This window comes from Pseudomonas sp. TE3899 (assembly GCF_056279105.1).
The window spans coordinates 2,874,110-2,895,755 of record NZ_JBWBQR010000001.1 but is presented as its reverse complement, the minus strand read 5'-3'; the positions used below and the strand labels follow the sequence as shown (position 1 = coordinate 2,895,755).

The following is a 21,646-nucleotide window of genomic DNA, read 5'->3' as shown; positions in this document are numbered from 1 at the left end:
GATGGCGTTCAGGCGGATTCTGCGTTCAAGCCTAAACTCAAATGTAACGCACCGTTGCAATACAGCCGTGGCCGCAAACAGCCATACAGTCGTGTTGCCACCATCCATTGTGTACAATCGCGGTGTTTTTTACGCGATACTTGCCAGCGACCCACTGTGCCGTATTACAGTCACGGTCTATTCGCCGCAGTTCTCCCGACTCGAGTGCCCATGAACGAACAGTTGCAGCCCCTAAAGAAACAACCGCGAGCAGGCAAAGCCGGCCGCAGTGGTACCCAGGACGATATTGTCTACGCGCATATCTTCGAGGCCATCCTCGAACAGCGCCTGGCGCCCGGCACCAAGTTGAGCGAAGAAGCGCTGGGGGAAATTTTCGGGGTCAGCCGCACCATCATTCGCCGCGCGCTGTCGCGCCTGGCCCATGAAGGCGTGGTTTTACTGCGACCGAACCGTGGCGCGGTCGTCGCCAGCCCGAGCGTCGAAGAGGCCCGTCAGGTGTTCCTCGCCCGTCGCCTGGTCGAACGAGCGATCACTGAACTGGCCGTGCAGCACGCCACCACCGAGCAAATCGCCGAGTTGCGGCAGATGGTCAACGACGAACGCGACAGCTTCTCCCGTGGCGATCGCGGCGCCGGTATCCGTCTGTCGGGTGAATTCCACCTGAAACTGGCTGAAGCGGCGAAGAATGCGCCGCTGATCAGCTTCCAGCGCAGCCTGGTGTCCCAGACTTCGTTGATCATCGCCCAGTACGAAAGCGGCAACCGCTCGCACTGTTCCTACGATGAACACACCCAGTTGATCGACGCGATCGAAGCGCGCAACGGTGAGTTGGCGGTGGATTTGATGATGCATCACATGGATCACATCGACAGCAAACTCAACCTCGACGAAGAAAGCGCGTCGGATGATTTGCATGCGGTGTTCTCGCATTTGTTGCAGACCAAGAAGCCGGGGCGGTCGACCGCCAAGCTCTGATAGACCGAGGCGCGGCCTTCGCGGGCAAGCCTCGCTCCTACAGATTCAGCGTGATCCGTGTAGGAGCGAGGCTTGCCCGCGAAGGCGTCCTCAAAGACACAAAAAATCCCCCGCAACCATCGATTGCGGGGGATTGATCGTTCCCATGCTCCGCGTGGGAATGCCTCTAGGGACGCTCCGCGTCCAGTGATGCGGAGCGTCACGGGCTGCATTCCCACGCAGAGCGTGGGAACGATCGGTACGAACAAACCTTACCGCTGATGCACCAATTTCCCCGCCGCATACGTCTGCAACACCGTCCGGTCATCCCCCAGCGTCATCAACACAAACAACGTCTCGGCAATGTTATTGGCCTGCTTCAAGCGATAGCTGAGCAACGGCGTGGCGTTGTAGTCCAGCACCAGGAAGTCCGCATCGGTGCCGGCATGCAACGTGCCGATCTTGTCTTCCAGCCGCAGCGCCCGCGCACCGCCCAGGGTCGCCAGGTACAACGACTTGAACGGGCTCAACCGCGCGCCCTGCAACTGCATGATCTTGTACGCTTCGTTCAAGGTTTGCAGCAGCGAGAAACTGGTACCGCCGCCCACATCCGTACCCAAACCGACATTCAACTTGTGCTTCTCAGCCATCGGTAAATTGAACAAACCGCTGCCGAGGAAAAAGTTCGACGTCGGGCAGAAGGCGATCGCCGAGCCGGTTTCCGCCAACCGCGCACACTCGTCGTCGCACAGGTGCACGCCGTGGGCAAACACCGAGCGCTCGCCCAGCAGTTGGTAGTGGTCATAGACATCCAGGTAGCCCTTGCGCTCCGGGAACAGTTCCTTGACCCATTCGACTTCTTTCAGGTTTTCACTGATGTGGGTCTGCATATACAGGTCTGGATATTCGCCGAGCAGCTGGCCGGCGAGGGTCAGTTGTTCCGGAGTGCTGGTCGGGGCGAAACGTGGGGTGACCGCGTAGTGCAAGCGGCCCTTGCCGTGCCAGCGCTCGATCAACGCCTTGCTTTCGACATAGCTGGATTCGGCGGTGTCGGTCAGGTAGTCCGGCGCGTTGCGGTCCATCATCACCTTGCCGGCGATCATCCGCAGGTCAAGTTGCTCGGCGGCTTCGAAGAACGAGTTCACCGATTGCGGATGCACACTGCCGAACACCAGCGCGGTGGTGGTGCCGTTGCGCAGCAGTTCCTTGATGAAAATGTCCGCCACTTCATCGGCGTGGGCCTTGTCGGCGAACTGGCTTTCGCACGGGAAGGTGTAGGTGTTGAGCCAGTCCAGCAGTTGCTCGCCATAAGCGCCGACCATCCCGGTTTGCGGCAAATGGATGTGGGTGTCGATCAGGCCCGGGGTGATCAGCGCGTCCTGGTAATGGGTGATCTCGATGTCCGCCGGCAGGGTCGACAACAATTCGGTGGCATGGCCAATGGCGCTGATCTTGCCGTTTTCGACCACCAGCAAACCGTCTTCGAAATACTCATACGACGCTTCGATCCCCACTTCGGCAGGGTCGGCGATGCTGTGCAGGATGGCGGCGCGGTAGGCTTTGCGAGTCAAAGGCATGTTCGTTCTCAGTTTGTGGCTTGGCTGCGCCGTGAAGCCGGCAGCAGTTTGGCAATCGATGATCCGGCGCTGGCGGTTTGCTGGCCGAAATTCGCGTTATAGGTGGCGATGATTTCGCCGGCGATGGAGATGGCGATTTCCACAGGCAACTTGCCTTTGACTTCGCCGATGCCCATCGGGCAGCGCATGCGTTGCAGCACGCTGCTGTCAAAACCGCGGTCGCGCAGGCGGTGTTCGAACTTCACCCGTTTGGTCTTCGAGCCGATCAGGCCGAAGTAGGCGAAGTCGTTGCGCTTGAGGATCGCGGCGGTGAGTTCGAGGTCGAGCTGGTGGTTGTGGGTCATGACGATGCAGTAGCTGCCGACGGGCAGGTCATCGATTTCATCCACAGGCTCTTCGGCGACGATTTTACGCACGCCGTGGGGGATCTGTTCCGGGAACTCCGCTTCCCGGGAGTCGATCCAGCGCACCCGGCAGGGCAGGCTGGCGAGCAGCGGCACCAGCGCGCGGCCGACATGACCGGCGCCGAACACGGCGATCTGCGCCTGGACCTGGCCCATCGGTTCGAACAGCAACACCGTCGCGCCGCCACAGCACTGGCCGAGGCTGGCGCCGAGGCTGAAGCGCTCCAGGTGCGTGTCCTGCTTGCCGCTGGCGAGCATCTCGCGGCCGATCTGCATGGCCTTGTATTCCAGATGCCCGCCACCGATGGTGTCGAAGGTCTGGGTGGCGCTGATGACCATCTTCGAACCGGCATTGCGCGGTGTCGAGCCGAGCTCTTCGATGATGGTCACCAACACGCAGGGTTCACCCTGGGATTGCAGGTCGGCGAGGGCGTCGATCCAGTTGTACATATTCACCTCGACATCTGTGTTGTCTGTTCGGGCCTCTTCGCGGGCAAGCCTCGCTCCTACGGGAATGGTGATGTTCGCAAGATCACCGTAAACCTGTAGGAGCAAGGCTTGCCCGCGAAGGCCACACCTCGGTCTAAAGCGAAGCCAACTCCGCCGGCTCAGCCTCGACAGCCTTCGCCGCTTTCAACTGCCGCATCTGCTCACACCCCCACAACACCCGCTCCGGGGTCGCCGGCGCATCGATCTTCGGTTGATGCTTGTAGTCGCCCAGACTGGCGACGGCGTCCTTGATCGCACACCACGAGGCGATGCCGAGCATGAACGGCGGCTCGCCCACAGCCTTGGAATGGAACACCGTGTCTTCAGGGTTCTTGCGGTTCTCCACCAGCTTCACTCGCAGGTCCAGCGGCATGTCAGCCACGGCCGGGATCTTGTAGCTCGCCGGGCCGTTGGTCATCAGTTTGCCTTTGTTGTTCCACACCAGTTCTTCCATGGTCAGCCACCCCATGCCCTGGATGAAACCGCCCTCGACCTGGCCGATGTCGATGGCCGGGTTCAGCGAGGCGCCGACGTCGTGCAGGATGTCGGTGCGCAGCATTTTGTATTCGCCGGTCAGGGTGTCGACGATCACCTCGCAGCACGCCGCGCCGAAGGCGTAGTAGTAGAACGGGCGACCCCGGGCCTGGCTGCGGTCGTAGAAGATTTTCGGGGTCTTGTAGAACCCGGTACTCGACAACGACACCTGGGCGAAATACGCCTGCTGGATCAGCGCTTCGAAGGTCAGGATGTGATCGCGAACGCGTACATGGCCGTTGTGGAATTCCACGTCTTCTTCGCTGACCTTGTACTGGCGGGCAGCGAATTCGACCAGGCGTTTCTTGATGATTTCAGCGGCGTTCTGTGCGGCTTTACCGTTGAGGTCGGCACCGCTGGAGGCGGCGGTCGGCGAGGTGTTCGGCACCTTGTCGGTGTTGGTCGCGGTGATCTGCACGCGGTCCATTTCCACCTGGAACACTTCGGCCACGACCTGCGCGACTTTGGTGTTCAGGCCCTGGCCCATTTCGGTGCCGCCGTGGTTCAAATGGATGCTGCCGTCGGTGTAGACGTGCACCAGCGCACCGGCCTGATTGAGGAAACTCGCAGTGAAGGAAATACCGAATTTCACCGGGGTCAGCGCCAGGCCTTTTTTCAGGATCGGGCTGTTGGCGTTGTAGCGACGGATCGCTTCGCGGCGCTCGGCGTACTGGCTGCTTTCTTCCAGTTCGGCGGTCATCTCTTCGAGCATGTTGTGCTCGACGGTCTGGTAGTAATGGGTGACGTTGCGCTCGGTCTTGCCGTAGTAGTTGGCCTTGCGTACCGACAGCGGATCGAGGCCCAGATGCCGGGCAATCGCGTCCATCACTTCTTCGATGGCAACCATGCCTTGCGGGCCGCCGAAGCCACGGTAAGCGGTGTTCGACGCGGTGTTGGTCTTGCAGCGATGACCGTTGATGGTCGCATCGCCCAGGTAATAAGAGTTGTCTGCGTGGAACATCGCACGGTCGACAATCGACGCCGACAAGTCCGGCGAGCAGCCGCAGTTGCCGGCCAGTTCCAGGGCGATGCCGTGCAGGCGACCGGTGCTGTCGAAGCCGACGTCGTACTCGACGTAGAACGGGTGACGCTTGCCGGTCATCAACATGTCTTCGACCCGCGGCAGGCGCATCTTGGTCGGCTGGCCGGTGAGGTGCGCGATCACTGCGCACAGGCACGCCGGGCTCGCGGCCTGGGTTTCCTTGCCGCCAAAACCACCGCCCATGCGGCGCATGTCGACGACGATTTTGTTCATTGACACGTCCAGTACTTCGGCGACCAGTTTCTGCACTTCGGTCGGGTTCTGGGTCGAGCAGTAGACGATCATCCCGCCGTCTTCAGTCGGCATCACCGACGAGATCTGGGTTTCGAGGTAGAAGTGTTCCTGGCCGCCGATGTGCAGCGTGCCCTGGATGCGATGTTCAGCAGTGGCCAACGCGCCGGCCGAATCGCCGCGTTGGTGGGTGTGGCTGTCGAGCACGAAGTGGCGCTTTCTTAACGCTTCAACCACGTCCAGAACCGGTTCCAGATCTTCGTATTCGATGATCGCGGCCATCGCGGCTTTGCGTGCGGTTTCCAGATCTTTCGCCGCGACGGCAATCACCGGTTGGCCAACGAATTCCACCGTGTCGATGGCCAGCAATGGATCACCCGGCAGCAACGGCCCGATGTCTTTCAGGCCCGGCACATCTTCGTGGGTGATGGCGATGCGCACGCCTTCAAAGGCGTAGCAGGGCTTCGTATCAATGCTGATGATTTTCGCGTGGGCGCGGTCCGACAGGCGTGCATACACGTGCAGCTGATTCGGAAATTCCAGGCGGTCATCGATGTACTGCGCTTCACCGGACACATGCTTGGCGGCGCTGTCGTGCTTGACGCTGCGGCCGACACCGGTGGTCAGGTCCTTGGCGAACAGTTCAGCCAGTTCGGCTTGGGTCTTCTCTACAGCGTGATGATTAGACATAAGCGGTCACCCGAGTCTCGATGTGCGGTGTTTGCAGTTCGATGAAGTATTTGCGCAGCAGGTTTTGCGCGCTGAGCAGGCGGTATTCCTTGCTGGCGCGGAAGTCCGAGAGCGGCGTGAAATCTTCGGCCAGGGCGGCGCAGGCACGTTCGACCGTGGCAGGGTTGAACGGCGCACCGAGCAGGACGGTTTCGCAGTTTTTTGCGCGTTTCGGGATGGCCGCCATGCCGCCGAACGCGACGCGGGCATCGGCGATAACACCGTTGTCGATGCGCAGATTGAACGCGGCGCAGACAGCGGAAATGTCATCGTCCAGGCGCTTGGAGACCTTGTAGGCGCGGAACAGTTGTTCGGCACTGGCCCGGGGCACAATGATCTTTTCGATGAACTCGCTTTCCTGGCGCGCAGTGACCCGGTAATCAATGAAGTAATCTTCCAGCGCCATCGTGCGGCGGGTCTCGCCTTTGCACAAAACGATCTGCGCGCCCAGAGCAATCAGCAGCGGTGGCGAGTCACCGATCGGCGAGGCGTTGCCGATGTTGCCGCCCAGGGTGCCCTGGTTGCGGATCTGCAACGAGGCGAAGCGTTGCAGCAATTCGCCGAAGTCCGGGTATTCGCTTTTCAGCGCGTCGTAGCAATCGGAGAGGGCAGTCGCGGCGCCGATTTCCAGGCGATCGTCGAAGCGTTCGATGCGCTTCATCTCCGCGACGTTGCCGACGTAGATCATCACCGGCAGGGTGCGGTGGAACTGCGTGACTTCCAGCGCCAGATCCGTACCGCCGGCCAGCAGCCGGGCCTGTGGATAAGCGTCGTAGAGGTCGGCCAGATCGGCGACGGTCAGCGGCACCAGACAGCGTTTGTCGCCACTGTTGAGTTCGCCGATGTCGGTGGGGGCGATGGCTTTGAGGCGGGCGATGGTGTCGGCCTCGCGCGCGTCGAACTGGTCCGGTTGCTTGCCGCAGCAGGATTGTTCGGCGGCTTGCAGGATTGGCCGATAGCCGGTGCAACGGCAAAGGTTGCCGGCCAGCGCTTCGTGGGCTTTATGGGCGTTCGGTTCGTCGCTGTTCTTTTGCAGGGCGAACAACGACATCACGAAGCCGGGGGTGCAGAAGCCGCATTGCGAGCCGTGGCACTCGACCATGGCTTTTTGCACGCTGTGCAGTTCGCCCTGGTGCTTGAGGTCTTCGACGCTGATCAGTTGTTTGCCGTGCAGTGACGAAACAAACGTCAGGCATGAGTTGAGACTGCGATAGCGAATGTGTTCGCGGCCGTCGTCATCCGTCTGCAATTCGCCGACCACCACGGTGCACGCGCCGCAGTCACCGCTGGCGCAGCCTTCTTTGGTGCCGGGTTTGCCCACATGGTCGCGCAAGTAATTGAGCACGGTCAGGTTCGGGTCCAGGGCGTGCTCGCTACGGAGTTCCTGGTTTAGTAAAAACTGGATCACGGAAGGCCTCGCAGACTCATTATTGTTGTTAACCGATTTGAACCGAATTTATCAGGTCTGACTTTTCGGTCAATGATTTTCTGACTTAAAGGTCAGGAAAAACCGTTTTGTCGATCAACAGCGCGTTTCAACAGTATTGACCCTCACGCGCCAGCCTGCTTTTTGCTTAATTCGTGCCAAAAACCGCCGGGTGGGCACTCCGCCATGACGTACCAATTGCGCTACACTGCGCCGCTTGTGCAGATCGAAGAGTTTGAAGGACAACCATGACGTTCAAGGCGCCGGACAGCCTCGCCGAGCAAATTGCTCACCACCTCGCCGAACGCATCATTCGCGGCGAAATGAAGCCGGGAGAGCGCATCCAGGAACAGAAGGTCACGCTGGCCCTCAATGTCAGCCGCGGTTCAGTCCGTGAGGCCTTGCTGATCCTCGAGCGTCGCCACCTGATCGCGATCCTGCCGCGACGGGGCGCCCATGTCACCGAACTCACCGCGCACAAGGTCCAGAGCCTGTGCACGCTGATGAGCGAACTCTATATCTTGCTCGGCAACGCCGTGGCCAACGGCTGGCAAGTCCAGGCCGACCTCGCGCCGTTCGTGCAGATCCAGCAGCGCCTGGCCGCCAGTTACGAGCGCCAGGACATCCGCACCTTCGTCGACGACAGCTTCAGCGTGATGCGCGCTGCATACCCGTTCGCCAACAACCCGTACTTGCAGGAAACCGTCGAGAATCTGCAGCCGGCCATGAGCCGCGCGTATTTCCTCGCCCTGGAACAGCGCAAGGCCGAGATGAGCGAATTCCTGGAGCTGTTCGAGCGCCTGCTCGCCGCCGTGATCGCCCGTGACTATCCGCAGATTCGCGAAGTGCTGACGGCCTATGCCCAGCGCAGCTGCGATCTGGTGGTTTCCGCCCTGACGGTCGCTTAAGCGTGCGGCTCAAGTGCATCAAACTGGCGGGGTTCAAATCCTTCGTCGACCCGACCACGGTGAACTTCCCCAGCAACATGGCAGCGGTGGTCGGGCCCAATGGTTGCGGCAAGTCGAACATCATCGATGCCGTGCGTTGGGTGATGGGCGAGAGCTCGGCCAAGAACCTGCGCGGCGAGTCGATGACCGACGTCATCTTCAACGGCTCCACCAGTCGCAAACCGGTGAGCCAGGCGAGCATCGAACTGGTCTTCGACAACTCCGACGGCACCCTGGTCGGCGAATACGCCGCCTACGCGGAAATCTCGATTCGCCGCAAAGTGACCCGCGACAGCCAGAACAGTTACTTCCTCAACGGCACCAAATGCCGTCGTCGTGACATCACCGACATCTTCCTCGGCACCGGCCTGGGCCCGCGCAGCTACTCGATCATCGAGCAGGGCATGATCTCCAAGCTGATCGAAGCCAAGCCCGAAGACCTGCGTAACTTTATTGAAGAAGCGGCCGGGATCTCCAAGTACAAGGAGCGCCGGCGCGAGACTGAAAACCGCATCCGCCGTACCCACGAAAACCTCGCCCGCCTGACCGACCTGCGCGACGAGCTTGAGCGTCAACTTGAGCGCCTGCATCGCCAGGCCGAGTCGGCGAAGAAGTATCAGGAATATAAAGGCGAAGAACGTCAGCTCAAGGCGCAACTGTCGGCTCTGCGCTGGCAGGCGTTGAACGAGCAGGTGGGTCAGCGCGAAGCGATCATCGGCACCCAGGAAATTACTTTCGAAGCCTTGGTCGCCGAACAGCGCAACGCCGATGCGGCGATTGAACGCCTGCGCGATGGTCACCATGACCTCTCCGAGCGCTTCAATCTGGTGCAGGGGCGCTTCTATTCGGTCGGCGGCGACATCGCCCGGGTCGAGCAGAGCATTCAGCACGGCCAGCAGCGTTTGCGCCAGTTGCAGGATGATCTGAAAGAGGCCGAGCGCGCGCGCGCTGGAAACCGAGTCGCACCTGGGCCACGACCGCACCTTGCTGCTGACCCTCGGCGAAGAGCTGGACCAGCTCACGCCGGAACAGGAAGTCACCAGCGCCGCCGCCGAAGAAGCCGCCGCCGCGCTGGAAGAATCCGAAACCACTATGCACGGCTGGCAGGAGCAGTGGGACACCTTCAACCTCACGGCCGCCGAGCCCCGTCGTCAATCCGAAGTGCAGCAGTCGCGGATCCAGCAGCTGGAAACCAGCATGGAGCGTCTGGCCGATCGGCAGAAGCGTCTGTGCGAGGAGCGCGCGTTGCTCTCGGCGGACCCGGAAGATGCGGCGATCATGGAACTTAGCGAGCAGCTCGCTGAATCCGAAGCGACGCTTGAGGATTTGCAGACCAGTGAACAGGCTCAGGTCGAACGGCTTGAACAACTGCGTCAAGAATTGCAGCACGCGCTGACGGCGCAGCAACAGGCCCAGGGTGATTTGCAGCGGCTCAACGGTCGTTTGGCGTCCCTTGAAGCCTTGCAGCAAGCCGCGCTCGATCCGGGCACCGGCACCGCCGAATGGCTACGTGAACAGAATCTGGCGGATCGTCCGCGCCTGGCCGAAGGCCTGAAGGTTGAAGCGGGTTGGGAGCTGGCGGTGGAAACCGTGCTGGGCGCCGACCTGCAAGCGGTGCTGGTGGATGACTTCGGCGATTTCGATCTGGCCGGGTTTGCCCAGGGCGATTTGCGTTTGCTCAGCCCCGCCAGTGATGGCGTGCGCGTGGCGGGCAGCTTGCTCGATAAAGTCGAGGCGCAGATTGATCTGTCGCCATGGCTGGGGCAGGTCAAACCGGTCGAAAGTCTCGAACAGGCCTTGGCTTTACGCGGTCAATTGGCGCCCGGCGAAAGCCTGATCAGCCGCGACGGTTACTGGGTCGGCCGGCACTTTCTACGGGTGCGTCGCGCCAGCGAAGCGGAAAGTGGTGTGCTCGCCCGAGGTCAGGAAATCCAGAATCTGGGCATCGAGCGCGAAGAGCGCGAAGCCACGGTCGAAACACTGGAAACCGAACTGCAAAACCTGCGGGCGCAGCAGCGTCAGCAGGAGAACGGTCGCGAACATTTGCGCCGTTTGCTGCAAGACGAAGCCCGTCAGCAAGGCGAATTGAAAGCCCAGTTGTCCGCCGGTAAAGCCAAGGCCGAACAACTGACCCTGCGCCGTACCCGTCTCGATGAAGAACTCACCGAGCTGGGCGAGCAGCGCGCGCTGGAACACGAAAACATCGGCGAAGCGCGCCTGCAATTGCAGGAAGCCCTCGATGCCATGGCGCTGGATACCGAGCAACGGGAGTTGCTGCTGGCCCAGCGTGACAGCCTGCGCGAACGTCTTGATCGGGTGCGCCAGGAAGCCCGGCAGCATAAGGATCACGCCCATCAATTGGCGGTGCGCCTGGGTTCGCTCAAGGCGCAGCACGATTCCACGCGTCAGGCGTTGGAGCGGTTGGAGATGCAGTCCGAACGCCTGACCGAGAAGCGCGAGCAACTCAGTCTGAATCTGGAGGAGGGCGAGGCACCGCTGGAAGAACTGCGCCTGAAACTCGAAGAGTTGCTCGACAAGCGCATGACCGTCGACGAAGAACTCAAGACCGCGCAAATGGCCATGGAAGATGCCGACCGTGAATTGCGTGACGCCGAGAAGCGTCGTAATCAGGCCGAGCAGCAATCGCAATTGATCCGCGGCCAACTCGAACACCAGCGCATGGAGTGGCAAGCCCTGACCGTGCGCCGCAAGACCCTGGAAGATCAGTTGCTGGAAGACGGCTACGACCTCCACGGCGTGATCGCGACCCTGGTGGCCGAGGCCAACGAGAAAGAGGCCGAGGAAGAGTTGGAGCGCATCGCCGCGCGCATTGCGCGTCTGGGCGCGATCAACTTGGCGGCCATCGACGAATACACGCAACAATCCGAGCGTAAACGCTATCTGGATGCGCAGAACGACGATTTGGTGGAGGCGCTGGACACGTTGGAAAACGTGATTCGCAAGATCGACAAGGAAACCCGCAACCGCTTCAAAGATACCTTTGATCAGATCAATGCCGGAATTCAGGCACTTTTCCCAAAAGTTTTCGGTGGGGGCAGCGCGTATTTGGAACTGACGGGCGAAGATCTACTCGATACAGGGGTAACGATCATGGCGCGGCCGCCAGGAAAGAAGAACAGCACCATCCATTTGCTCTCCGGTGGCGAAAAAGCCCTGACCGCATTGGCCCTGGTTTTTGCGATCTTCAAGTTGAACCCGGCGCCGTTCTGCATGCTTGATGAAGTTGACGCGCCACTGGATGACGCTAACGTTGGACGCTACGCACGGCTGGTCAAAGAGATGTCGCAGACGGTGCAGTTCATCTACATCACCCACAACAAGATCGCCATGGAAATGGCCGATCAACTGATGGGGGTGACGATGCACGAACCGGGTTGCTCACGCTTGGTGGCAGTGGATGTCGAGGAGGCGATGGCGATGGTGGAGGCCTAGCGGCCAGCCGCAAGTTGCAAGCTTTAAGCTGCAAGTTGACACGGCTTGCCCCTTGGAGCTTAAAGCTTGTAGCTGCGAAGGCTTTGGTCGTGCTAGTTTAATGTCAATTTTTCGTATACGTGGGCAAAACGCCTGTCAGAACATAGAGTTGGCGCCACGTTTTAAAGCGGTTTGCACAGTGTAAACCCCTTATTTTTCAGCATTTTTTATAGAGGCACGGGATTACATGGAAATCGGTCTGCGCGAGTGGCTGATCGTCATCGGCATTATTGTCATTGCCGGTATTCTTTTCGATGGCTGGCGTCGCATGCGCGGCGGCAAGGGAAAACTTAAATTCCGTCTTGACCGAAGTCTGTCCAACCTGCCGGACGAGGACACCAGCGCCGAGCTGTTGGGCCCGCCTCGGGTGCTGGATACCCATAAAGAGCCGCAACTGGACGAGCACGATCTGCCGTCGGTGAGCATGCCGGCCCGGGAGCCCCGTGAGTCGGGTTCCAAGCGCGGCAAGCGTGGCCATAACGAACCGTCCCAGGGTGACATGAACCTGAGCCTGGACCTGGACGGCGGCCCGAGCTTCAGCAGCCGTGACGACGACTTCCCGGATGACACCAAGTCCTCGCCTTCGGTCAGTGACAAGGAACAACCGCAAGCCGAAGAAGTGCTGGTGATCAGCGTGATCTGCCGCGACGCTGCCGGCTTCAAGGGCCCGGCGCTGTTGCAGAACATCCTGGAAAGCGGCCTGCGTTTCGGCGAGATGGATATTTTCCATCGCCACGAAAGCATGGCCGGCAACGGCGAAGTGCTGTTCTCCATGGCCAATGCGGTCAAGCCGGGCATTTTTGATCTGGACGACATCGACCATTTCAGCACCCCGGCGGTGAGCTTCTTCCTCGGACTGCCAGGCCCGCGCCATCCGAAGCAAGCCTTCGACGTGATGGTGGCCGCGGCACGCAAGCTATCCCAGGAACTAAACGGCGAACTGAAAGATGACCAGCGCAGCGTTTTGACCGCGCAGACCATCGAGCATTACCGTCAGCGCATCGTCGAGTTCGAGCGTCGCGCATTGACCCAAAAACGCTAAACCGGAAGGGTGGAACACATTTTGTGGCGAGGGAGCTTGCTCCCGCTGGGCTGCGAAGCAGCCCCAAAACCATCCGACGCGTTGCAGCGGTGCAGGATTTACGGCTGCTTCGCAGCCGAGCGGGAGCAAGCTCCCTCGCCACAGTGTCCATAGCTTTAAGCTACTGTATTTAGAAGATTGAGCAGCCTCGGCTGCTCTTTTGCTTTATGAGAGAACACCCATGACCGCCGCCAAAAACCGCATTCTAGAGCTGCGCGCTGAGCTGGATCAGCACAACTATCGTTATCACGTGATGGACGAGCCGAGCATTCCGGACGCCGAATACGACCGATTGTTCCACGAGCTCAAAGCCCTCGAAGCCGCCAATCCCGAGCTGATCACCAGCGACTCGCCGACCCAGCGTGTCGGCAGCGCAGCGCTGTCGGCGTTTACCCAGGTGCGCCACGAGGTGCCGATGCTCAGCCTCGGCAATGCCTTCGAAGAAACCGACATGCGCGAGTTCGATCGCCGGGTGACCGAAGGCCTGGACCTGCCGGCCGGTGACCTGTTCGGTGGCGGCGCGGCGGTGGAATACAGCTGCGAACCCAAGCTCGATGGCCTGGCGGTCAGCCTGTTGTATCAGGACGGCGTGCTGGTGCGCGGCGCAACCCGCGGCGACGGTACTACCGGCGAAGACATCAGCGTCAACGTGCGCACTGTGCGTAACATCCCGCTCAAGCTGCACGGCACTGGCTGGCCGGCGACCCTTGAAGTGCGCGGCGAAGTGTTCATGTCCAAGGCCGGTTTCGAACGGCTTAACGCCACGCAACTGGAGGTCGGCGGCAAGACCTTCGCCAACCCGCGCAACGCCGCCGCCGGCAGCTTGCGTCAGCTGGATTCGAAGATAACCGCCAACCGCCCGCTGGAATTCTGCTGCTACGGCATCGGCCAGATTTCCGCTGACATTGCCGACACCCACATCGGCAATCTCAAGCAGCTGCAGGTCTGGGGCATGCCGATCAGCCATGAAATGAAACTGGCCCATGGCATCGATGAATGCCTGGATTACTACCGCGATATCGGCGAGCGCCGTAATGCGCTGGGCTATGAAATCGATGGCGTGGTGTTCAAGGTCAACAGCATTGCCTCGCAACGTGAGCTGGGTTTCCGCGCGCGCGAGCCGCGTTGGGCGATTGCTCACAAATTCCCGGCAATGGAAGAACTCACCGAGTTGCTCGACGTGGAGTTCCAGGTCGGCCGCACCGGTGCCGTTACGCCAGTGGCGCGCTTGAAACCGGTGAAGGTCGCGGGCGTGACCGTGGCCAATGCCACGTTGCACAACATGGATGAAGTCGCGCGTCTGGGCTTGATGATCGGCGATACGGTGATCATCCGCCGGGCCGGCGATGTGATCCCGCAAGTGGTGCAAGTGGTGCTTGAGCGCCGTCCGGAGAATGCGCGGCCGGTACAGATTCCTGAAAAGTGCCCGGTGTGCGGCTCCCATGTCGAGCGCACGCAACTGGTCAAGCGCAGCAAGGGCCGCGAGACCGTCAGCGAAGGCGCGGTATATCGCTGCGTCGGTCGCCTGGCCTGCGGCGCGCAACTCAAGCAAGCGATCATCCACTTCGTGTCCCGTCGCGCCATGGACATCGAAGGCCTGGGCGACAAGAGCGTCGAGCAACTGGTCGACGAAGGCCTGGTAAGTTCACCGGCCGATCTGTATGCCCTGAAGTTCGAAGACATCGTCGACCTGGAAGGCTTCGCCGAGCTGTCGAGCAAGAAACTGCTCGGCGCCATCGAAGACAGCAAGCAGCCGAGCCTGGCCCGCTTCATCTACGCCCTCGGCATCCCTGATGTCGGCGAAGAGACGGCCAAGGTGCTGGCGCGCTCTCTGGGCTCGCTGGAGCGGGTTCAGCAGGCGTTGCCGCAAGTGCTGACGTACTTGCCGGATGTCGGGCTGGAAGTGGCTTATGAGATTCATACCTTCTTTGAAGATGCGCATAACCAGCAGGTGATCGCCGAACTGCTCAAGCACGGTCTGCAGATTCAGGATCAGGGCGAGTTGGGCGCGGAGTTCTCCGCGAGCACCACCCTCGGCGGGTTCCTCGATAAGTTACACATTCCATCGGTCGGGCCGGGCGGGGCGCAGAAGCTGGCGGACAAGTTTGGTTCGCTGGAAGGCGTGTTCGAAGCGGATTGGCTGGACATGCGTCAGGCATTACCGGAGAAGCAGGCGAATTCGGTTCGCGAGTTTTTCGCGGTCGCAGAAAATCGCCAGATTGCTCAAGCCGCCGAGAAGCAGTTGCGTGATTTCGGCATGCACTGGCTGAGCGAGAAGAAAGACGTCGAAGGCCTGCCGCTGGCCGGGCAAACCTGGGTGCTGACCGGATCGCTCGAACTGATGAGCCGCGATGTGGCCAAGGACAAGCTCGAAAGCCTGGGGGCCAAGGTGGCGGGTTCGGTATCGGCCAAGACCCATTGCGTGGTCGCGGGGCCGGGGGCGGGTTCCAAGTTGGCCAAGGCCAATGAGTTGGGGTTGAAGGTGCTGGATGAAGAGGCGTTTGTCGGGTTCTTGAAGAAGCACGGTATTCCAATCTGACACCGGACCTGTGGCGAGGGAGCTTGCTTCCGCTGGAGCGCGAAGCGGTCCCCTCGATGCTGGCGCCTGCTGCGCAGTCGAACGGGGGAAAGCTCCTTCGCCACAGGTAAGCCTCTGCCCCCACAATTATGGGAACGATCGGCTAGCTGAAATGATCTAGTCTTGGCACCCCTCAGGGAGAGTTCGCCATGTACCGTTTCTTCGAACAGCTCAGTTCCCGCATCGCCGCGCCCTTCATCGGCGAGAGTTCGCGCAACAGCAAGGTCTGGCAGTGTCGCTGCGGGCAGTCGCTGTTCTTTCGCAACAGCCAGTGCCTGGCCTGCTCGGCGGCGCTGGGCTATCAGCCGGAGCAGAGTCGCTTGTCGTCGCTGCAACCCGGCCCGCAAGCGGATACCTGGCTGCTGGACGCCGATCCCGAGGCGGGTGTGTTTCGCCGCTGCGCCAATCTGGATTCCCCGGCCGCCTGCAACTGGCTGCTGTCGGCCAACGATCACGATGCGTTGTGCATCGCGTGCAGCCTGAACCACACCATCCCCGATCTATCGATCCCCGAAAACCCTGAACGCTGGCGAATGGTCGAGACGGCCAAGCGCCGCTTGGTCGCGCAACTGGTCAGCCTCGGTTTGCAGGTGATCCCGAAAACCGTGGACGAAGAAACCGGCCTGGCCTTCGATTTCATCGGCGTCGACCTCGACGGCAAACCGCCAACCACCGGCCACGCCAATGGCCTAATCACTCTGGATATCAAGGAAGCCGACGATGCTCACCGCGAGCAGGTGCGGGTGCAGATGCACGAACCGTATCGCACGCTGCTCGGGCACTTTCGTCACGAAGTCGGGCACTACTATTGGGATCGGTTGATCGCCAACAGTCATTGGCTGGAGCCGTTTCGTGGTTTGTTCGGCGATGAACGCGCCAGCTACGCCGATGCGCTTGAGCGCCACTACCAACAAGGTGCGCCGCTGGACTGGCAGCAACATGCCGTCAGCGCCTACGCGACCATGCACCCCTGGGAAGACTGGGCTGAAACCTGGGCGCACTACCTGCACATGATGGACGCCGTGGACACCGCCCTGGGCTTTGGCATGAGCGCCCGGGAGATGGACTTCGATTACCAGCCATTCCCCTCCAGCACCCTCTACGACCCGCAGCATCCCGGTGGCGCGGCGTTCCTGTCGTTCGTCAATGCGTGGATCGAACTGGCCGGCATGCTTAACGAGTTATCGCGCAGCATGGGGCAGCCGGATTTTTATCCGTTCGTCCTGCCGCCAGCGGTGATCGCCAAACTGCACTTTATCCACCTGGTGATCCAGGAGGAGGGCGGCAAGGCGGATGAGGTGTTGGTGCAATAAGATCAAAAGATCGCAGCCTGCGGCAGCTCCTGCATGGATCCGTGTAGGTCCGCAGGCTGCGATCTTTTCGGGCGCACCGCATGTCCTTGAACCGGCTCATATTTTTTAATCCATGTGAACGGTTGTAACTTCGTCTCAGATAGGTACAATGGCGCCGTTCGCCGTCAAGGTGAATGTCGTTATGGTGACTCCATCGGTCCCCCCGCAACGATTACCCGTGAACCTGGTCAGATCCGGAAGGAAGCAGCCACAGCGGGAACATTGTGTGCCGGGGTGTGGCTGGTGGGGTTGCCTCCATAACGCCAAGTCCTCCGATTCGAGGCTGGCGCGCGCAATACCCTTCGATACACCTCTTGTTCAAATCCTTTTATTGCTGATCGTCTGCTGCGCTGTCCTGTAGCGGTTTTGTCACGCCTGCCGTTTGTGCATCCCGCGCTGCCGGCGTCACCCGGCAGCCCAGAAGGACAATCGCTTTAAGCTTTGTTGCGGCTGAACAGCTTGCGCACAAAGCCAGCGATCACCACCAAACCTACGATCACAAACTTTTTCGCCGCCAGCAGGAAGATGCCGATCTTGGCAAACAACCCGGCCTTGGCCGCCAGGCCGCCACCCACCAGTGCCGCCAGGCCATAAGAGGCCAGTTTGTCGGTGCCAGGGCTGTAGTCGGTGTAGAGGTTGCCATCGGTGAAGTTGGTGAAAGCGATGACTTTCGGCAATTCCTGCTTGATCATCGGCAGGTCCGCCATGGCAGCGACCGCGTTCAATTCCAGGACGCCTTTGCGGCCCAGCACCCGAATGCTGTAGTTCAGCGTGCTGTCCTCGGCGTCGTCAGCTTTCAGTTCCCGGGCCCAGTACATTTTGTGGCTGGCTTCGTCGTAATGCGGTTGCTCGGCCCAGCCCAACAGGTGCAGACCGGCATAGCCTTGTTTCTGGCGCTCCTTGTTGTCTTCCTCGTCTTCTTCCTGCATTTGCTTGAGCAGGTCGGCGTAGTCGATTTTGGCCGCGTCTTCGTCGGAAATATGCCCGTCGTCCTTGTAGCTGACGATCACGCCCCAGCCGCTGGCGGTCAGTGGGTTAACGGCTTTTGGAATGATCATGCCCAACGTCTTGTGGCCGGGCGGGTTGCCCCAGCCTTCGGTCAGCAAGCGCTCGGTGTCTTTCGGATCGAGGTAGTAAAACTCGTCGTTGAGTTTCATCGTGGCGATGCCGGAGGGCAGGGTGATGGTGCCGTGCTGCTGCTTCAGGGTGGCGAGAAACTGTGCGGGGGTTTGCTCGACCTGTGCCGCTTCGACGGGGGCTGGCTGGGCAGCTTTGGCCGCTTGTGCGGGGTTATGCAGTGCGCACAGCAGTGCAGCCATCAGGAATGGGCGGAGGTGTTTCATCGTAGTCCCTTACATTTTGAATTAATTTCGCGCAAGGATATCGGATGGCCATTATTGGCGCACGCTATTCGAGACGAATCCTGATGTCTGGATAAGCAAAAGGCAGGTCTGTCGTTATCGACATACCTGCCTTTTCTATTACTGGCACTAAGGCTTGGACAAGGCCTGGTCAACCGCTGCGATCAGCTTTCCCAGATCCTTCGGGGTGGCTTTATGTATGACGCTGAACAGGTACGCCCGCTGTTCGTCTTCATCGCCTAAATCTGCGAAAAACGCTTTCAGCTTCACGCCCAGCACATCGGCAAGCAGGAACAATGCTTCCACGCTGGGGGTATAGGTGCCGGTTTCGAAGCGGCTGATGGTTTTGGGGTCAAAACCGGTTTTTTCGCCGAGTTCAGCCTGAGTAAGCCCCGCGACCTTGCGATAGCGTCGGATGGCTGGACCCAAACTTGAAATTTGCATCGCTCAATTCCCATTTAGAATCAAGAACTTAACGATAGATTTTTGCATTAGACAACTGCATGATCCATCACCTTGCTTTGCAAAATGTGATGTATTTCGTAGAATCGCCGCTCAAAGGGGGCATTTGGTGACCTGCTTTCAGAAGTTGAGGCGATAGGGAACAGCCTGCATTGCGTTCCAATGTCGGCTGTGCGCAGAAGCCAAGCGTGGCTCGGATGCCCTGCAAAACGTTACCTGGGTCGCTGTTTCCAGCTTGTCCGAGGTCTTTTAGCCTAGTTGATCTTCTGCTGTCCCGGGGCCATCAACTGCTGTCCATGGAGTGATTACGTGTCTCTGCGCAGTCCGTCTCAAAACATCTCTTCCGGGCATTGTGCGCTGGTCGAGCGGTACCACCGCTAGCGACAACGAGCACCCCTCATGGACGAGAAATACCGCAGGGCCGTGGATGCCGCCGCCATCTTTTCCGAGACGGATCTGAGCGGCCGTATCACGTACGTCAATGACCAGTTCTGCACCATCTCCGGCTATAGCCGCGAGGAGCTGATCGGGCAGAACCATCGGCTGCTGAATTCCGGCCTGCACTCCGCCGAGTTCTTCGCCGGCCTGTGGCGCACCATCGCCCTGGGCAGCGTCTGGAAAGGGGAGATCTGCAATCGGGCCAAGAATGGCAGCCTGTACTGGGTCGAGAGCACCATGGTGCCGGTGCTCAATGACGATACCGGGCGAGTTGACCGCTACTTGTCGATCCGCTTCGACATCAGCGAAAAACGCCAACTGCTGCATTCCCTGCAATGGCGAGTCGGGCATGACGTGCTCACGGGCCTGCCCAATCGCGCATTCCTCTCGGACCTGCTGGATCAGGCGCTGGAGTTCTCGCGCCAGGAAAACATCCCGCTGGCGGTTTGCATGCTCGACCTTGATGGCTTCAAGGCGGTCAACGATGGCTACGGTCACGCCAGCGGCGATCTGCTGTTGGTGGAAGTGGCCAAGCGATTGCGCACGATCGTGCGCGGCGAGGACGTGGTGGCGCGGCTGGCCGGTGATGAGTTCGTGCTGGTGTTACGTTACGTGCGCGATTTGCCGGAGTTACGCGCGGCGTTGAATCGGGTGCTGGGTGCGATTTCCGCGCCGTACTCGTTGCATGGCAAGGACATCAACGTGTTCGCCAGCATCGGCGTCACCCTGTTTCCTTACGACAACGAAGATGCCGAAACCCTGTTGCGCCATGCCGATCAGGCGATGTACGTGGCCAAGCAGCGCGGGCGCAACCGTTTTCATCTGTTCGATGTCTCCCGCGATCAGGAAGTCAAAGCCACGCACCAGACGGTCGAGCGGGTTCGGCAGGCCCTGGCCGCCGGCGAGTTGCGCCTGCATTTTCAGCCCAAGGTGAACATGCGTCGTGGCGAGGTCGTCGGTTTCGAGGCGCTGTTGCGCTGGGAGCATCCGCAAAACGGCCTGGTGCTGCCGCGGGATTTCCTGCCGCTGGTGGAGGAGACGGACCTGATCATCGACATTGGTGAATGGGTGATGGATCAGGTCCTGGCGCAACTGCACCGTTGGCAGCAAGCGGGGCAGGGCTGGCCGATCAGCATTAATATTGCGGCAAGGCATTTCCAGCGGGCGGATTTCGTCGAGCGGCTCAGGCAGGTGCTCGCCCGGCATGCCCAGGTCGCCCCGCAATTGCTGGATCTGGAAATCGTCGAGTCGGTGGCCGTCGAGAATATCCAGCATGTCAGCGCCTGTTTGCAGGCTTGCCAAGCGCTCGGGGTGCAGTTTTCGCTGGGGGATTTCGGCACCGGTTATTCGTCCCTGAGCTACCTCAAGCGCTTGCGTACGCAAACCATCAAGATTGATAAATCCTTTGTCCGCGACATTCTTCACGACCGTGACGACCTGGCCCTGACCACCGCAGTGATCGGCCTGGCCCGGGCATTTGGCCGACAGGTGATTGCCGAGGGCCTGGAGAGTATCGAGCATGGCCTACTGTTATTGCAGCTCGGCTGTGAAGTGGCCCAAGGCTATTTCATTGCCCGGCCAATGCCGCCTGCCGAGGTGCCGGGTTGGGTCGCCGGGTTTGTTGCGCCGACGCAGTGGCAGACGCTGGATCAGGTGGGCTGACGCTCAAGGCGTTGCGGGCTCGTTGCCGATGTAGAGCCCGATAATGTCATCGATTTCCCCGGACATTTTCATTCGCAGCAGCGTGCGCAAAATCCGCTGCACCGGCACTTTCGGGTCGTTACGCACATAGCAGCCGACATTCTGTTCCTGCAGCACCGCCACGGCTTGCAGTTGCCGACCGGGCATCAGGCGCTGGTTGAACCAGTCCAGGGTCCATTGGTTGCTGACGGCGTAGCGCGAGCGTCCGGCCAGGAGTTTATCCAGCACTTGTTCCTGATTACGCGCGTCTTCGCGTTGCAACTGGCCGGAGTCGAACAGCGGTTGCAGCGTCGGGTAAATGTAGCCCAGCACGGTGCCGATGGTTTCGTGCCGCAGATCCGCGGGGTTGATCAACGTGGGCGAGCCATTGCGACTGACCAGCAGGTCCCGTTGCAGAAACAGCGGAATGCTCCAGATATAGTCCCCGGACTGGTTCGGCAGCCACGTTTGCGCGGCATAACAGCGCACATCGACCTCGCCGTGCTCCATGGCGTTCTGCACCCGAGCCCGCGGCAACACATGAAACTCCGCCGGCACACCGACCTGGGTCGAGAGGCTGAGCATGACGTCATAAAGGATGCCCTGAGTTGGTCGACCCCGTTCCAGTTGCACCATCGGCATCGCCCAACTGTCGGCCATCACGTAGCGCACAGGCGCGTCAGCGGCCGTGACGTTCAGGCTGATTACCAACAATGCCCCCAAGGCCAACCGCATAAACGCTCCGGTACTGATCAATCCTGAACCGATAAATAGCCCCCCAAAATGCAGCTTAGCCAGATTAGACGAGCACACCGGATGCAATTTCGGGCCTGCTCCGCTAGCATTAGCCGCTTCTGCTTCCCAGTGGC

The 21,646-nt window shown here is 60.3% G+C and carries 13 protein-coding genes, 1 other RNA gene and 1 pseudogene; 8 read left to right on the top strand and 7 right to left on the bottom strand.

Annotated elements, in window-relative coordinates; all coding sequences use genetic code 11:
- The first annotated feature begins 210 nt into the window (after positions 1-210).
- Positions 211-975, top strand: a complete 765-nt coding sequence (locus tag ACZ89E_RS13175) for a GntR family transcriptional regulator (RefSeq protein ID WP_149660566.1) — start codon at positions 211-213, stop codon at positions 973-975.
- A gap of 251 nt (positions 976-1,226) precedes the next feature.
- On the opposite strand, the gene guaD is transcribed toward ACZ89E_RS13175, so the two are convergent.
- From guaD to xdhA, 4 genes are all read right to left on the bottom strand, one after another.
- Complete coding sequence (guaD, locus tag ACZ89E_RS13170) at positions 1,227-2,531, bottom strand: guanine deaminase (RefSeq protein ID WP_476255830.1); 1,305 nt, start codon at positions 2,529-2,531, stop codon at positions 1,227-1,229.
- Between the two features lie 8 nt (positions 2,532-2,539).
- Positions 2,540-3,385 (bottom strand): xanthine dehydrogenase accessory protein XdhC, encoded by an 846-nt coding sequence (gene xdhC, locus ACZ89E_RS13165; RefSeq protein WP_149660563.1) that lies wholly within the window; start codon positions 3,383-3,385, stop codon positions 2,540-2,542.
- Between the two features lie 133 nt (positions 3,386-3,518).
- A complete protein-coding gene (xdhB, locus tag ACZ89E_RS13160; protein WP_476255829.1) occupies positions 3,519-5,921 on the bottom strand; it encodes a xanthine dehydrogenase molybdopterin binding subunit in 2,403 nt (800 codons plus the stop codon).
- Positions 5,914-7,368: a xanthine dehydrogenase small subunit gene (gene xdhA, locus ACZ89E_RS13155; protein WP_463259879.1), complete on the bottom strand. Its 1,455-nt coding sequence runs from the start codon at positions 7,366-7,368 to the stop codon at positions 5,914-5,916. The genes xdhB and xdhA overlap by 8 nt, the downstream gene beginning before the upstream one ends.
- Before the next feature lie 266 nt (positions 7,369-7,634).
- Here xdhA and ACZ89E_RS13150 point away from each other — a divergent pair, with 266 nt between their 5' ends.
- From ACZ89E_RS13150 to ffs, 6 genes and pseudogenes are all read left to right on the top strand, one after another.
- Positions 7,635-8,294 (top strand): GntR family transcriptional regulator, encoded by a 660-nt coding sequence (locus ACZ89E_RS13150; protein ID WP_149660560.1) that lies wholly within the window; start codon positions 7,635-7,637, stop codon positions 8,292-8,294.
- A gap of 2 nt (positions 8,295-8,296) precedes the next feature.
- Positions 8,297-11,786, top strand: a pseudogene (smc, locus tag ACZ89E_RS13145) (chromosome segregation protein SMC).
- A 226-nt stretch (positions 11,787-12,012) separates the two neighbouring features.
- Positions 12,013-12,867: a cell division protein ZipA gene (gene zipA / locus ACZ89E_RS13140; RefSeq protein ID WP_149660558.1), complete on the top strand. Its 855-nt coding sequence runs from the start codon at positions 12,013-12,015 to the stop codon at positions 12,865-12,867.
- Between the two features lie 220 nt (positions 12,868-13,087).
- Positions 13,088-15,445, top strand: a complete 2,358-nt coding sequence (ligA, locus tag ACZ89E_RS13135) for an NAD-dependent DNA ligase LigA (protein ID WP_476255828.1) — start codon at positions 13,088-13,090, stop codon at positions 15,443-15,445.
- 188 nt (positions 15,446-15,633) lie between these two features.
- Positions 15,634-16,797 carry a zinc-binding metallopeptidase family protein gene (locus tag ACZ89E_RS13130; RefSeq protein ID WP_463259882.1) on the top strand — a complete coding sequence of 388 codons (1,164 nt, stop codon included), beginning with the start codon at positions 15,634-15,636 and terminating at the stop codon, positions 16,795-16,797.
- Positions 16,798-16,988: 191 nt separating this feature from the next.
- An RNA gene (gene ffs, locus ACZ89E_RS13125) (signal recognition particle sRNA small type) lies at positions 16,989-17,085 on the top strand.
- 185 nt (positions 17,086-17,270) lie between these two features.
- Here ffs and ACZ89E_RS13120 read toward each other — a convergent pair.
- Entirely contained in the window at positions 17,271-18,179 is a 909-nt protein-coding gene (locus tag ACZ89E_RS13120) for a DUF2167 domain-containing protein (RefSeq protein ID WP_463259883.1), read from the bottom strand.
- A 147-nt stretch (positions 18,180-18,326) separates the two neighbouring features.
- Positions 18,327-18,641, bottom strand: a complete 315-nt coding sequence (locus tag ACZ89E_RS13115; protein WP_007933342.1) for a helix-turn-helix domain-containing protein — start codon at positions 18,639-18,641, stop codon at positions 18,327-18,329.
- Positions 18,642-19,058: 417 nt separating this feature from the next.
- On the opposite strand from ACZ89E_RS13115, the gene ACZ89E_RS13110 reads away from it, so the two are divergent.
- Positions 19,059-20,759: a putative bifunctional diguanylate cyclase/phosphodiesterase gene (locus ACZ89E_RS13110; protein ID WP_476255827.1), complete on the top strand. Its 1,701-nt coding sequence runs from the start codon at positions 19,059-19,061 to the stop codon at positions 20,757-20,759.
- Positions 20,760-20,762: 3 nt separating this feature from the next.
- On the opposite strand, the gene ACZ89E_RS13105 is transcribed toward ACZ89E_RS13110, so the two are convergent.
- Positions 20,763-21,512 (bottom strand): substrate-binding periplasmic protein, encoded by a 750-nt coding sequence (locus tag ACZ89E_RS13105; protein WP_476255826.1) that lies wholly within the window; start codon positions 21,510-21,512, stop codon positions 20,763-20,765.
- Positions 21,513-21,646 lie beyond the last annotated feature (134 nt).